This is a genomic window from Flavobacterium sp. Root935 (assembly GCF_001429295.1).
Taxonomy (GTDB): Bacteria; Bacteroidota; Bacteroidia; order Flavobacteriales; family Flavobacteriaceae; genus Flavobacterium.
This window is the reverse complement of the sequence record NZ_LMJL01000008.1, coordinates 1112495-1126402: the sequence shown is the minus strand read 5'-3', so window position 1 is coordinate 1126402 and position 13908 is coordinate 1112495. Positions and strand designations below refer to the sequence as shown.

Here is a 13908-nt window from a genome sequence, read left to right as displayed (position 1 = left end):
TTAAAAGGATTAAAAAATCTGTGTAAATCTTTTTAATCTGTGGTAAAAAATGGAAACAATCAGAGTAAAATAGAAATTAGTGGTAATTTGTGTAATTCGAGACGAAAAGAGAATAGCCGCAGATTACAGGATTCAAAGGATTAAAAATCTGTATGAATTTTTTAATCTATGGCAAAAAATCTTCTAAACCTGCATGAAAGAAAAATTCGTGGTAATTTGTGTAATTTGTGGCGGAAGAAAAAACTATAGAGCAATAAAACAAATCAATTAGGATAATCTGTTTTTAAAAATGCAATTTGTATTTTTGAGTCATAGAAAAAAGCACAAATGAAAATAGTTATATCGCCAGCAAAGTCTTTAAATTTCGAAAAAGAATTACCAACTACAAAACATACAGAGCCTTCATTTTTAAAAGAAGCAAGAGTAGTTCATAAAGTGGTTAAACAAAAAAAGCCATCTGAATTATCTGAATTAATGTCAATCTCAGATAAATTGGCAGATTTAAACTGGAAAAGAAATCAAGATTGGAAAACTCCTTTTACGCCTCAGAATGCACGTCCAGCAGTTTATACTTTTGATGGTGATGTTTATACAGGCTTAGACGCATATACTATTCCGTTAGAGAAATTAGAAGCGCTTCAAGATAAATTAAGAATTTTATCTGGTCTTTATGGTCTTTTGAAACCGCTTGATTTAATGCAGGCATATCGTTTAGAAATGGGAACCAAAATGCCAGTTGGTGAATATAAAAACCTTCACGAATTTTGGAAACCAACAGTTACAAAAGCGCTAAATAAAGAATTGAAAAAAGGCGAATTATTCGTGAATTTAGCCAGTAACGAATATTTTTCTGCTGTTGATGTGAAAGCTTTAAAAGTTCCTGTCATTACTCCAGACTTTAAAGATTATAAGGACGGAAAATTAAAAATGATCAGTTTTTTTGCCAAAAAGGCGAGAGGTATGATGGTTCGTTATATCATCGATACCAATGCTGAAACGGTAGATGATTTAAAAGGATTTAATTATGATGGATATCAGTTTGATGCCAATCTTTCAAAAGGAAATCATTTGGTTTTCACAAGATAATTTTTAAGATGCTAAGATTCTAAGTAGCTGAGGTTCTTAGTTTTTTACAGAATTATTTAAAAAATTCAATAAAATTATCCTCTTAGAAAAGAAATAATAGTAAAATAAAAAGCCGAGTTACAGGAAAGTGAACTCGGCTTTTTCGTATTATAAATAATTATTAACATTAATGCATCGCATCTGCGGGATTAATTTTATTCTTCCCTTTTTTGATAAAGAGAATAATCGGTATACAACATAAAAACATAATTCCTAAGTACATGAAAATATCCATGTAAGCCATTACTGTACTTTGTTTCATGACTGAACCTTCTATTGCCTGATATGCTTTTTTCAAAGCAACATCTGCACTATATCCTTTTGACATAAAGGCGTGCTGCATTCCTGCAATTCGTTGCTGCACTTCAAATTTGGCAGGATCAAGATTGTTTATTAAATCTACTCGATGTGACTGGCTGAAACGTGTGATGAAAGTGGTAATAATCGCAATACCAAATGATCCTCCTAACTGACGCATCATTCCTGTAAAAGCTGCACCTTCACCAATTTGTTTTCCTTTTAATGTAGAAAGCGAAAGTGTGGTAATAGGCACGAAAAGTAATCCAAGACCAATTCCTCTTAAAATTAAAGGCCAGTACATATGTTCAACTCCTGTATCAGGTGTCATACGGCTGTACATCATAAAGGTAAAGAAGAAGAAAACTAAAAATCCTACTCCAACCATATATCCTTGAGGAACACCTTTCTGAATCATATTTCCAACAAATGGCATCATAATCGCCGTTGTGATAGATCCTGGAATTAATAATAATCCAGCATCAGTTGCGGTCCACCCTAAAATGGATTGTGTATAAATTGGGATAATTAATGTCGAGCCATATAAACCGAAACCAAGTATGAAACACATAATAGTTCCGATTCGTAAATTTCCATCTTTTAAAACACTCAAGTTTACAATTGGATATTTGTAGGTCAGCTCTCTCCAAATAAAAAGAACTAATCCTAAAACAGTTATGACACTTAGAGTTACAATAAGTGAGTCGTTAAACCAATCGTCCTGCTGACCGTGTTCTAGTACGAATTGTAAAGAACCAATAAAGGTGCTCAACAAAACAATTCCCCACCAGTCAACCTGATTTGCTTTTAATTTTTCTCCATATTTTGGACTTCTAACAAAAGTTAAAGCCAAAATTGTAGCAATAATCCCTAATGGAATATTGATGTAGAAAATGTACGGCCAAGAATAATTATCTACTAAATATCCTCCTAAAGGCGGACCTAAAGTTGGACCAACAATTACACCCATTCCGTAAATTGCCTGCGCCATTCCACGTTTTGCAACTGGGTAACTTTCTGTAATAATTGTTTGGGCTGTTACCAGAAGCGCTCCACCACCCATACCTTGTACGAATCGAAAGGCTACAAGTTCCCAAATATTTGTGGCATTACCACACAAAAAAGAACAGACCGTAAATATTATGATGGAAGCCACAAAATAATTACGTCTTCCAAATTGCTGTGATAGCCAGCTCGTCATCGGAATTACAATAACATTCGCAATTGCGTATGCTGTAATTACCCACGCCACATCGGTCAAGGTAGCACCAAGACTTCCGCGCATGTCTGTTAGAGCTACGTTTACGATCGTGGTATCAACAATTTCCAGCAATGCACAAAGTACAGCTGTAATTGTAATTACAACACGTCTGAAGCCGTATTCTACTAAATCGTCGTCTGCTTGTATTGCTGTTGCCATTTATTTATTTTAAATGTACGTCTACATCAACATTCATTCCTGGTCTTAAAAGTTTTACTTTCTCAGGATCGTTTGATTGGTCTAAACTAATTTTTACTGGTAATCTTTGAATTGTTTTTACGAAGTTTCCTGTTGCATTATCAGGAGGTAACAATGAAAAACGAGATCCTGTAGCAGGAGAGAATGAAGTTACAGTTCCTTTAAACTCATAATTTGGATACGCATCAACTTTTAAGCTTACTTTTTGTCCCACAACCATTTTGTTTAATTGTGTTTCTTTAAAATTAGCTACAACCCAAGCTTCATTATTATTGATAATGTAGAATAAAGATTGTCCTGGCTGAACCAATTGTCCTGGCTGGATATCAACTTTAGAAACTTGACCATCAATAGCTGCAGTTACCACTGTATAAGAAAGATTTAAGTGAGCAACATCTAACATTGTTTTAGCTTTTTTAATGTTTGCTGCCGCAACTTCTGTTTGTTTGTCAGAAACTTTAGATTTTGACTGAATAACAGATTTTTGGTAAGAACTTGCTCTTTGTTGTTGTTCTAAAACACGTACTTGGTTTTCAGCCTCTTCTTTTGCAGTTAAAGCCTGCTCATATTGTTGTTTTGTAATAGTATGAGTTTTGTACAAGTTATTGTAGCGGTTGTAATCGTTTGTAAGTTGTCTCAATCTAATTTTTGCACTTTCGATAGAACCACCTGCAGATCTCATTTGAGCATCAGAAACTGAAATACTTGCGTATGCACTTCCGATATCAGCTTTTGCAGCTTCATATTGACCTTCAGCACCTAATAAAGCAGCATTAGCTTCATCAATTTTTAACTGATAATCTCTCTTGTCGATAGTAAATAAAGTATCTCCTTTTTTTACATAATCATTATCTTTCACATATACTTTGCTGATATACCCAGAAACTCTTGGGATAATCGGGTTCATTTTTTTCTCAATTTGAGCATCATCTGTTTCTTCGTGAGCCAATGAGTGCATGTATTTTGATATTCCGTAAGTTCCTCCCACTAAAACCAAAACGGTTAGTATGATGATGAATTTTTTATTTGTCTTTTTCTTTTCCATGAGAGATATCGATTATATTTTAGAAAGATTGAATGATTGTGATAATTGTCCTGATACTGAAAGTAGTTCGTAATATTTTTGAATAATTGTCGCTTTTGATACAGCTGTATTTATTTTTGCGCTTAATTGCTCAACATCAGCTTCTACCAAGTCATTGGTATCTGCCAACCCATTATCGAATTTATCTTTTACAAGTCTGTAATTTTCAGCTGCTTGTTGAAGTGCTTCGTCATAAACTACACTTTGATTGATTGCCAAGTCATAGTCTTCAAGAGATTTTTGAACTTCAACTTTAATGCGATCCGTCATAATAGCTTCGGTATTTTTAACTTCTAAAGCTCTGCTTTCTGCTTCTTTAACATGTGCGCTGTTTTTTAGAATTCCAGATAAATCATAAGATAAACCTAAACCAAAATTCATAGCATATTTTACAGTTATAATATCTTTAAGATCTAAAGCGGTATAGCCTCCCAACAATGAAAGAGTTGGGTAATAAGCTGCTTTTGCAATCTTGATATTAGCTTCTGAAGCTTTTTGCTGTAAACGAATTGCTTCAAGATCTTTTCTATTTTCAAGAGCCATAGCATCAGATGTAGGTGCGTTGGTTGTTTTCAAGTTGAAGAAATCTTCTTCATTTACCTCAATCTTTACAGATGGATCTAATTTAAGTATTGTCGTTAAATAATAATTAATGTTAGTGATATTATTATTAGCTTCATCGATTGATAATTGTGTCTTTGAAACTAATAATTGCGCTTTCAATAAATCATTTCTCGGAATAATTCCGTTTTTTTCCAATTCAATGAAATCAGTAACACGTTGTTTAGCGCTTTTTTGATTCTCATTTAGAGCATCTAAAGTTTTTTGTGCTTTGTATAAAGCAGTATAATAGGTAATAACCCTTAAAGCAACATCTTCTTTTGTTTTCTCAGCGTTAGCACTTTCAGCTTCGTACAATTTATCGTAAGCTTCAATGCTGTTTTGAATTTTAAATCCAGCAAAAAGAGGTAAGCTTAAATTCGCCATTCCTATCATTGCGCGGTCTGGAGAAGCCAAAGAAGCACCTTCACCTTGATTTGGCAAATCAATCGAAGCTTTTGTAAGACGTTGATATTGCCCAGAAATTTTTAAATCTGGATATTGGTTATTCTTAACCGTTTGTAATTCATACTTTTTTGTGTTTACCTTAGTATTGGCAAGCGTAACTTCGTTACTCTTCTCCCAGGCCATTTTCACGGCTTCGTCTAAGGTTAAACTTGTTTTTTCTTGTGCTTCAATTGAAGATATTCCTATAAAGAAAACTCCAAAGAGCATTAATTGACTAATTTTCATAAACAAGTAGCGCTTTTATAGTTTGTTGAATGTGCTTTGTGAGATCGTTTTTAATGTAATTGTTAAACATTTCTTCTGTTTTTAAATCCAATAATTCTTCGAAGAAAGATCGGTTCATATGGAAGTGAAAGAAGGTTCCAATAATAGTTGGTGTAATTAGTTGAATATTAATATCTTTTCTAAAAACACCCTGAGTCTGACCCTGTTTGATAATACTTTCAACAGATTTTAAATTTCCTTTTTTAAGTTCTGTAAACGCATTTAGGCTCTTCTCTCTTTTTTTATTGTTAAGTTCAAAATGTAAAACTCTGTAAATCCCTTTGTTAAGGCAAATTCTGTTAATGTAAATTTCGATTAATTTATTGACTTTTTCAAGAGGTTCAAGGTTTTCCTGTAATAAATTTTCGAGTTGTAATTTTAAATCAACAGTTTTGTAAAAAATCAAAGCTTCTAGAAGTCTTTCTTTTGAACCAAAATAATACGAAACCATGGCAATATTAATTTTTGCCTCTTTGGAAATATCCCGTATTGATGTCCCCTCAAATCCTTTCTCAGAAAATAGCTTTTCAGCAACATTAAGAATCTGAATTTTTTTATCGTTTAATTCGATCTGTGACATGATATTGTTTCTAATCGGATGCAAAATTAAACAGTTGTTTAATTTAAACGCTTGTTTAATTTTATTTTAACAAAATATTAACATAAAACGGTTTCGATAATTTTGAGAAAAAAAAAGCTGAAACACTTAGTATTTCAGCTGTATTAGTTTATTTTGTCTTTCCTCCTTTGTCGGAATGACAGAAAGGATATTTAGTTTGGATAATTATCGAATCGCTCTAACAAAAGACTCAATTTTGCCAGAACCATTTTCACTCAAATGCTTTATGAAAGCGCTTCCAATAATAGCGCCTTTTGCATATTTAGTAGCCTGATTAAAAGTTTCTTTATTTGAAATTCCGAAACCAACAATTTGAGGGTTTTTCAAGTTTAGGTTTGCGATTCTTTCGAAATAATCTTCCTGAACATTTCCAAAACCAGATTGTGATCCTGTAACGCTTGCAGAACTTACCATATAAATAAATCCGTTTGAGACGCTGTCAATAAAACGAATACGTTCGTCTGAAGTTTGCGGCGTAATTAAAAACACATTAATTAATCCGTATTTTTCAAAAATAGCTTTGTATTCATCTGCATAAACATCTACTGGAAGATCTGGAATAATTAAACCGTCAATACCAATTTCGGCACATTTTTTACAAAAAGCTTCAACACCATATTGTAACATAGGATTAAAATATCCCATAATAATCAATGGAATTTTTACGCTTTCGCGGATGTTCTTCAGCTGATCGAATAGAATTTGAGTCGTCATTCCGTTATGAAGAGCCTGCGTAGAACTTGCCTGAATGGTTGGTCCATCTGCCAAAGGATCACTAAAGGGAAGCCCAATTTCAATTAAGTCAACTCCATTTTTTTCTAAATCTTCAATAATCTGCACGGTATCATTTAAGTTCGGATATCCTGCAGAAAAATAGATCGAGAGTATTTTTTTATCTTCTTGTAATTTCTGAGTTATTCTGTTCATTAGTGTGTGTTTTTGTCCTAACAGGTTTGCAAAAAACCGGTTACGTATTTTTTATCGTAATATTTATCGATTATTTATTTTCTGTATAAACCCATGCCATTCTTCCTGACTTTAGTTTGACTTGGACTCTTTTATATGAATTAGATTCGAATTGATCAACTTTTAATAATTCTGTATTTGTAACCTCAAAGACAGCACCATGGATAATGTCTTCCAGATTTTCACTTGGCACTGCAACGACATAATCTGCCATTCCAAATTCTTCTTCTATCTGCAAACTTTTTAATTTGAAACCCAGTATTTGATCTTGAGTTCCGTTTAAAACTTTATTGAAAATCTGCATTTGAATTTGTTTCGATCTTAATGTTCCGTATGAGAATAATAGTTCCATAATTATGATTTTTCTCTTTATTTGTTTGAGTTTGGATATCGGATTGGAACGTCCAAATTACAATTTTTATTACAATTTAAAGTAATCTATATAATTATCTAAATCTTTGTCACCACGTCCAGAAAGGCTGATAACCACAATATCTGTAGGTTTAAATTTTTTCTGATCTAAAACTGCAAACGCATGCGCACTTTCGATTGCCGGAATAATTCCCTCTAATTTTGTCAATTGTAAGCCTGCATTCATCGCATCATCATCGGTTACCGAGAAAAATTCACCACGTCCGCTTTTGGCTAAGTGTGCATGCATTGGCCCCACTCCAGGATAATCTAATCCTGCTGAAATAGAATAAGGTTCAGTAATTTGTCCGTCTGCAGTCTGCATTAGCAAAGTTTTGCAACCGTGAATAACGCCTACTTTTCCTAATTTACTCGTTGCAGCGCTGTGACCACTATCTACGCCTTTCCCTGCAGCTTCAACAGCGATAATTCCAACTTCTGGTTCGTGCAAAAAGTGATAATACGTTCCCGCTGCGTTACTTCCGCCTCCAATACAAGCTACCACATAATCAGGGTTTTCACGTCCTTCTTTTTCCTTTAACTGCCATTTAATTTCTTCTGAGATAATACTCTGAAAACGCGTTACCATATCTGGATAAGGATGAGGTCCAATCGCAGATCCGATAATATAATGTGTATCTACAGGATTATTGATCCAGTCGCGAATCGCCTCGTTTGTGGCATCTTTAAGTGTTCTTGAACCCGAAAGTGCTGGGCGAACTTCAGCGCCTAACATTTTCATACGGGCAACGTTTGGTGCCTGGCGCGCAATGTCAATTTCACCCATATAAACGATACATTCAATTCCCATTAAGGCACAAACAGTTGCTGTTGCAACACCATGCTGGCCAGCACCAGTTTCGGCAATAATTCTTTTTTTGCCCAAACGTTTTGCCAGTAAAATCTGCCCGATTGTATTGTTTACTTTGTGTGCTCCGGTATGATTTAAGTCTTCTCTTTTTAAGTAGACTTTGGTGTTGTATTTTTCAGATAAACGTTTTGCAAAATACAACGGACTTGGTCGCCCAACATAATCTTTTAGCAGTTGGTTGAATTCGGCTTTAAAATCCGGTTCGTCCATTATACTAAGGTATTTTTGACGTAATTCTTCTACATTTGGGTATAACATTTCTGGAATATAAGCTCCTCCAAATTCTCCGTAATATCCTTTTTCGTTGACGTTAAAACTCATTTTATTTAAAGTTTAAAAGTTGGCAACATCAAATTTTCGTTTGAAGTTGCTAAATAGATTTCTGTTTTTCAGCCCTGGTTCGATTTCAAATTTACTATTTACATCGACAGCATAAATAGGTAATTTACTTTTTGAAATTTCTTCAATGGCTTTTAATTCGTTAATTCCAATTCCGCCGCTCAAAAAGAAAGGTTTGTCAGAATTGTATTTTTTTAATATCGTCCAGTCGAAAGTGGTTCCGTTGCCGCCTGGTAATTTGCCTTTAGTATCAAAAAGAAAATAATCGCAGACACTTTCAAAAGGTTTAATAATTTCAAAATCAAAGTTTTCATCAGCCGAAAACACTTTTATAATTTCAGTTTTTTTCGGCAGTTGTTTTTTTAATTCCGATAAAAATTCGACGGATTCATTTCCATGTAACTGAACGGCTTGTAAATTGTATTTTGTTACTTTTTCCAGAATTTCTTCTTGGCTTTGATTGACAAAAACGCCTACTTTTTTAATTGTTTTTATCAGTTCCGGAATTTCTCCGTTAAAGTATCGTGCGGATTTTTCCCAGAAAATAAATCCCATATAATCGGGTAGGAGTGCGCCTACTTCTAGGATGTTTTCGGGGTATTTCATGCCGCATATTTTGAGTTTCATTTTTTTTTAGTGCTTTAAGCTTTAAGCTGTACGCTTTAGGCTAAATTAATAATGTTGAGAAAGGCTTATAGCTTAAAGCCTACAGCTGACTAATAAAGTCAACAGCCGCTTGTCCAGCGTTGTCTGTTTTCATGAAGTTTTCTCCAATTAAGAAACCTTTATATCCATAAGGTTTTAGTTCCTGAATAGCTTCGACTGATGAAATACCGCTTTCTGAAACTTTTACAAAATCGTCTGGAATTTGCGATGCCAATTCTTTACTGAAATCTAAACTTACTTCGAATGTCTTTAGGTTTCGGTTATTTACTCCAATCATGTCTAAAGTTGGCATAATCGATTTTTCCAGTTCTTCTTGATTGTGAACTTCTAGTAAAACTTCTAAATCTAATTTTTTGGCAAATTCAGATAATGATTTGATTTCTTCTCTGGTTAAAACAGCAGCGATCAAAAGAATTAAATCTGCCCCGTGAGCTTTTGCTTCTAAAATCTGATATTCGTCTACAATAAATTCTTTTCGCAAAAGCGGAATATTTACCGATGCTCTAGCCAAAAGCAAATCGTCTAGAGAACCACCAAAGTATTTTCCGTCTGTTAAAACTGAAATTCCGCAAGCGCCTGCATTTTCGTAGCCTTTTACTACTTCTTCAACTGTAAAATTATGGTTAATGATTGATTTTGAAGGAGAACGGCGTTTGTGTTCGGCAATAATTCCTGAATTACTTTCTTTTAATTTCTGACTCAGAGAAATAGTTTGTTTTCCAAAAAATACAGAAGCTTCCAATTGAGAAACTGGTATGATTGATTTTTTTAGAATGACTTCTCTTTTTTTGTCTACTATTATTTTATCTAAAATGTTCATTTTTAAAGATGCTAAGTTTTTTAAAGAGATAGTTGTTGTAATTTTTTAAGAGCTTGATGTCCTTTTCCGGATAACAAACTTTCTTTTGCCAGTTCAAAACCTTCTTTTGGAGAGCATTTTGTAACCGTTGCGATTGCCATTGCAGCATTCGCTAAAACTACATTGTTTTGTGCTTCAGTTCCTTTTCCTGAAATGATATTGATAAACATATCAGCTGATTCCTCGATGGTTTTTCCGCCTTCAATTTCACTTTGTGATAAAAGGTGAACACCAAAATCTTCTGGTTTCAGCATTCCTTCCATGTGGTTAGAAATGGTTTTGGTAGGACCAGTTAAGGAGATTTCATCATATCCGTCAAGCGAATGCAGAATCGTAAAATTCACATCGGTGTTTTGATATAAATATGCATACATTCTTGCCAGCTCTAAATTGAAAACCCCAACCAATTGATTTTTTGGAAATGAAGGATTTACCATTGGCCCCAGCATATTAAAAAATGTTTTTACGGCAAGTTCTTTTCTAATTGGTCCAACATTTTTCATCGCTGGATGAAATAGGGGAGCGTGCAAAACACAAATTCCGGCTTGATCGATACATTTCTCTAAAAAAGAAGGATCGTTGCTGAATTTAATTCCCATTTTTTCCATCACATTGCTTGATCCTGAGATCGATGAAACTCCGTAATTTCCATGTTTGGCAATTTTAATTCCAGCTCCAGCCGCTACAAAAGAGGCTAAAGTTGAAATGTTGAAAGTGTCTTTTCCGTCACCGCCCGTTCCGCATAAATCTATTGTATTATAGGCTGATAAATCGACACGAATACATAATTCTAATAAAGCTTCACGAAAGCCTGAAAGCTCATCGATTGTTATGCTTCGCATCATAAAAACTGTCAAAAATGCCGAAATCTGGCTTGGATTGTATTGACCGCTTGAGATATTAATCAATACGTTTTTTGCTTCTTCTTTTGAAAGCACTTCATGATTGATTAATTTGTTTAATATAGTTTTCATTTTTTTTAAGATTCTAAGTTGCTAAGGGATTAAGGTTCTAAGTTTGAACTGAGACTGAATACTGAGGCTGAAAAACTAACTCTTAATCCAATTCTCTAAAATCCTTTTTCCGTTTGGTGTTAACACACTCTCTGGATGAAACTGAACACCCCTTACATCATAGTTTTTGTGTCTAAGTGACATAATTTGTCCATTTTCGTCTACTGAAGTTGCTTCTAAATCTTCTGGTAAATTGCTGTCTACAACCCAAGAATGATATCTTCCTACTTCAAATTCGTTACCTAAACCTTCAAACAAAATTTCGTCTGAAACGACTGTTTTTACATTTGTTGCAACGCCGTGATATACTTTATCAAGATTTGAAAGTGTTCCGCCAAATACTTCTCCAATTGCCTGTTGTCCTAAACAAACGCCAAGAATACTTTTCGTTGGACTATATTTTTCAATTACAGCTTTTAATAAACCCGCTTCATCTGGAATTCCAGGTCCTGGAGAAAGTAAAATTTTATCAAAAGATGCGATTTCATCAATATCAAATTCGTCGTTTCTATAAACGGTTACTTCGCAGTTTAAATCTTCTAAATAGTGCACTAAATTGTAAGTGAAACTATCGTAATTGTCTATAACTAGTATTTTTTTCATGTCTTTTTTGTTTCAGGTTTTCTATGTTTCAAGTTTCACGTTCCAATAACTTGAAACTTGAAACCTGAAACTTGAAACCAATTTTATTTTTCTCGAACGTATTTTTCTGTAATAATTCGATTGATTCCTAATTTTTCTACTTTCTCAACACCTTTTTGTATTAAGGTGTCGTTTTGAATTTTTACAACAAACTCAAATTTGCCATTTTCCCAATTACGATTATTAAAATATTCTAAGTTTTCGGTATAAATACTGTCTTTCAAAGTATATTTTCCTCCTCCTGCAAAATATACTGCTGTTGTAGAATCTTTTCCGTTTTTCAAATCATGATTCAAAAAAGCAAAATGGCTGTCATTTATAATTTTAATCATTTTTGTGTTTGCATTGAAAGTCGAAAAAGTAGAATCTTTCTCTGTCGTTTCAGCAGAAATAAGACGCCAGGTTCCTTCAATAGAATTTTGCTTTTTTTCGGAATTACAAGCTGTAATGCTAATGATTAAAATTAAAATTGAAATTACTTTTTTCATGGATTATTGATAGTTTATGGTTTGTGGTTTGTTGTTAATTGTTTAAAGTTTCAGGTTTCAAGTTCTGCGACTGAAAACTGAACACTGATGACTAAATTTTCTCTGCCATTTCCAACGCCGTATTTAAAGCTCTTAATTTATTATAAACTTCCTGCATTTCACTTTCTTCATCTGAACTTGCTACTATTCCTGCACCAGCCTGACAATGCAATTGGTGATTTTTAGAAAGGAAAGTTCGAATCATGATTGCGTGGTTAAAGTTTCCGTCAAAATCCATAACACCTATTGCGCCTCCATAAAAATTACGATTGGTTTTTTCGCAGTCTTCAATTAACTGCATAGCTCTGTGTTTTGGAGCACCGCTTAATGTTCCTGCTGGAAACGTGTCTGCAACTACCTGCATTGTTGTAGCTTTGTCGTGTAAATGTCCAGTAACTTTTGATACTAAGTGAATTACATGCGAAAAGAACTGAACTTCTCTATATTTTTCAACATTTACGTCATGTCCGTTTCGGCTTAAATCATTTCTTGCTAAATCGACTAACATTACGTGTTCGCTGTTTTCTTTTTTATCTTCAGAAAGTTCTTTGGCCAAAAGAGCATCACGTTCATCATCTCCCGTTCTTTTGAAAGTTCCAGCAATTGGATGAATCTCAGCTTTTCTGTCTTTAACGATAATTTGCGCTTCTGGTGAAGAACCAAATATTTTGAAATCTCCATAATCAAAAAAGAATAAGTATGGAGAAGGATTGATGCTTCTTAAAGCTCTGTAAACGTTGAATTCATCACCTTTAAATCCTTGTGTGAATCGGCGGGATAAAACCAATTGAAATACATCACCTCTGTAGCAGTGCTTTTTCGCTAAAGCCACATTTTCTTTAAATTCTTCATCGGTTAAATTTGAAAATCCTTCGCCTTCTTTTGCAAATTTGTATGAAGCTATATTTCTAGATTGTAATAATTGTTCGATCTCTGCTATGTTATTTTTTCCGTCTAAACTGTGGCAGAAAATATATGCTTCATTTTTAAAGTGATTGATTGCAATAATGTTTTGGTAAACGGCATAAAAAACATCTGGAATTGCAGTTGCATTGTCTTTTTTCGCAATAGAAACCTTTTCAAAATAACGAACAGCATCATAAGAAATGTATCCGAATAAACCATTGTTGATGAATTTAAAATCGTTTTTTTCAGATTTAAACTGACTTGAAAATTCCTGAATGACCTGCGGAATATTTGTAGAAGCATCAATATTGATTTTTTCTGAAGTTCCGTCAGGAAAAGTTTTAGAGATAACTTCGTTTTCAATTTTTATAGTAGCAATCGGATTACAGCAGATGTAAGAGAAACTGTTGTCATTTCCGTGATAATCACTACTTTCCAATAGTAAACTGTTCGGGAATTTATCTCTAATTTTAAAATAAATACTTACTGGAGTAACCGTATCTGCCAGAATTTGTTTGTAATGTGTATTAAGAATAAAAGGTTTCAAAATGTATAGTTTTATTTAGTTCGTTGTTTTTTTATTTTAAATTTTGACCAAAAAAAAAGGCTTGTCGTGATGACAAGCCTTTTATATTTTATAGTTTTACAATACCATAGGAAGCTTTGTTCACGACGTCTGACGTAAATTGTTCCACCACCAAGTATTGTTTAATATTGTTCTCATTTCTGTTTTTGTTGTGACAAAGATATAAATGTAATTTGAATTGAAGTATATAAAATTTGAAAAAAATC

Annotated in this window: 14 protein-coding genes; 1 reads left to right on the top strand and 13 read right to left on the bottom strand. The window is 33.6% G+C overall.

Annotation, left to right across the window (positions count from 1 at the left end; translation table 11 throughout):
* Positions 1-327 precede the first annotated feature (327 nt).
* A complete protein-coding gene (gene yaaA / locus ASE40_RS09995) occupies positions 328-1086 on the top strand; it encodes a peroxide stress protein YaaA (RefSeq protein WP_057116803.1) in 759 nt (252 codons plus the stop codon).
* Between the two features lie 166 nt (positions 1087-1252).
* Here the strand turns inward: yaaA and ASE40_RS09990 are convergent, their stop codons facing one another.
* The 13 genes from ASE40_RS09990 to ASE40_RS09930 all read right to left on the bottom strand — a co-directional run bounded on the left by ASE40_RS09990 (position 1253) and on the right by ASE40_RS09930 (position 13663).
* On the bottom strand, positions 1253-2842 hold the full coding sequence (locus ASE40_RS09990; protein WP_057116802.1) for an MDR family MFS transporter: 1590 nt from the start codon (positions 2840-2842) through the stop codon (positions 1253-1255).
* Positions 2843-2846: 4 nt separating this feature from the next.
* On the bottom strand, positions 2847-3926 hold the full coding sequence (locus tag ASE40_RS09985; RefSeq protein WP_057116801.1) for an HlyD family secretion protein: 1080 nt from the start codon (positions 3924-3926) through the stop codon (positions 2847-2849).
* Positions 3927-3938: 12 nt separating this feature from the next.
* Entirely contained in the window at positions 3939-5258 is a 1320-nt protein-coding gene (locus ASE40_RS09980; protein WP_057116800.1) for a TolC family protein, read from the bottom strand.
* On the bottom strand, positions 5248-5877 hold the full coding sequence (locus tag ASE40_RS09975; protein ID WP_057116799.1) for a TetR/AcrR family transcriptional regulator: 630 nt from the start codon (positions 5875-5877) through the stop codon (positions 5248-5250). The genes ASE40_RS09980 and ASE40_RS09975 overlap by 11 nt, the downstream gene beginning before the upstream one ends.
* A gap of 204 nt (positions 5878-6081) precedes the next feature.
* Positions 6082-6843, bottom strand: coding sequence for a tryptophan synthase subunit alpha (gene trpA / locus ASE40_RS09970; RefSeq protein ID WP_057116798.1), 762 nt, complete (start codon positions 6841-6843; stop codon positions 6082-6084).
* 70 nt (positions 6844-6913) lie between these two features.
* Entirely contained in the window at positions 6914-7234 is a 321-nt protein-coding gene (locus ASE40_RS09965) for a gamma-glutamylcyclotransferase family protein (RefSeq protein WP_057116797.1), read from the bottom strand.
* A 69-nt stretch (positions 7235-7303) separates the two neighbouring features.
* Positions 7304-8485 carry a tryptophan synthase subunit beta gene (gene trpB / locus ASE40_RS09960; RefSeq protein WP_057116796.1) on the bottom strand — a complete coding sequence of 394 codons (1182 nt, stop codon included), beginning with the start codon at positions 8483-8485 and terminating at the stop codon, positions 7304-7306.
* Positions 8486-8497: 12 nt separating this feature from the next.
* Positions 8498-9109, bottom strand: coding sequence for a phosphoribosylanthranilate isomerase (locus ASE40_RS09955; protein ID WP_241774352.1), 612 nt, complete (start codon positions 9107-9109; stop codon positions 8498-8500).
* Positions 9110-9209: 100 nt separating this feature from the next.
* Positions 9210-9989 carry an indole-3-glycerol phosphate synthase TrpC gene (gene trpC / locus ASE40_RS09950; protein ID WP_057116794.1) on the bottom strand — a complete coding sequence of 260 codons (780 nt, stop codon included), beginning with the start codon at positions 9987-9989 and terminating at the stop codon, positions 9210-9212.
* A 20-nt stretch (positions 9990-10009) separates the two neighbouring features.
* Positions 10010-11002, bottom strand: a complete 993-nt coding sequence (gene trpD, locus ASE40_RS09945) for an anthranilate phosphoribosyltransferase (protein WP_057116793.1) — start codon at positions 11000-11002, stop codon at positions 10010-10012.
* Between the two features lie 75 nt (positions 11003-11077).
* Positions 11078-11644, bottom strand: coding sequence for an anthranilate synthase component II (locus ASE40_RS09940; protein WP_057116792.1), 567 nt, complete (start codon positions 11642-11644; stop codon positions 11078-11080).
* Between the two features lie 83 nt (positions 11645-11727).
* Positions 11728-12171 carry a hypothetical protein gene (locus ASE40_RS09935; RefSeq protein WP_057116791.1) on the bottom strand — a complete coding sequence of 148 codons (444 nt, stop codon included), beginning with the start codon at positions 12169-12171 and terminating at the stop codon, positions 11728-11730.
* A 91-nt stretch (positions 12172-12262) separates the two neighbouring features.
* Positions 12263-13663 (bottom strand): anthranilate synthase component I family protein, encoded by a 1401-nt coding sequence (locus ASE40_RS09930; RefSeq protein ID WP_057116790.1) that lies wholly within the window; start codon positions 13661-13663, stop codon positions 12263-12265.
* Positions 13664-13908: the final 245 nt, after the last annotated feature.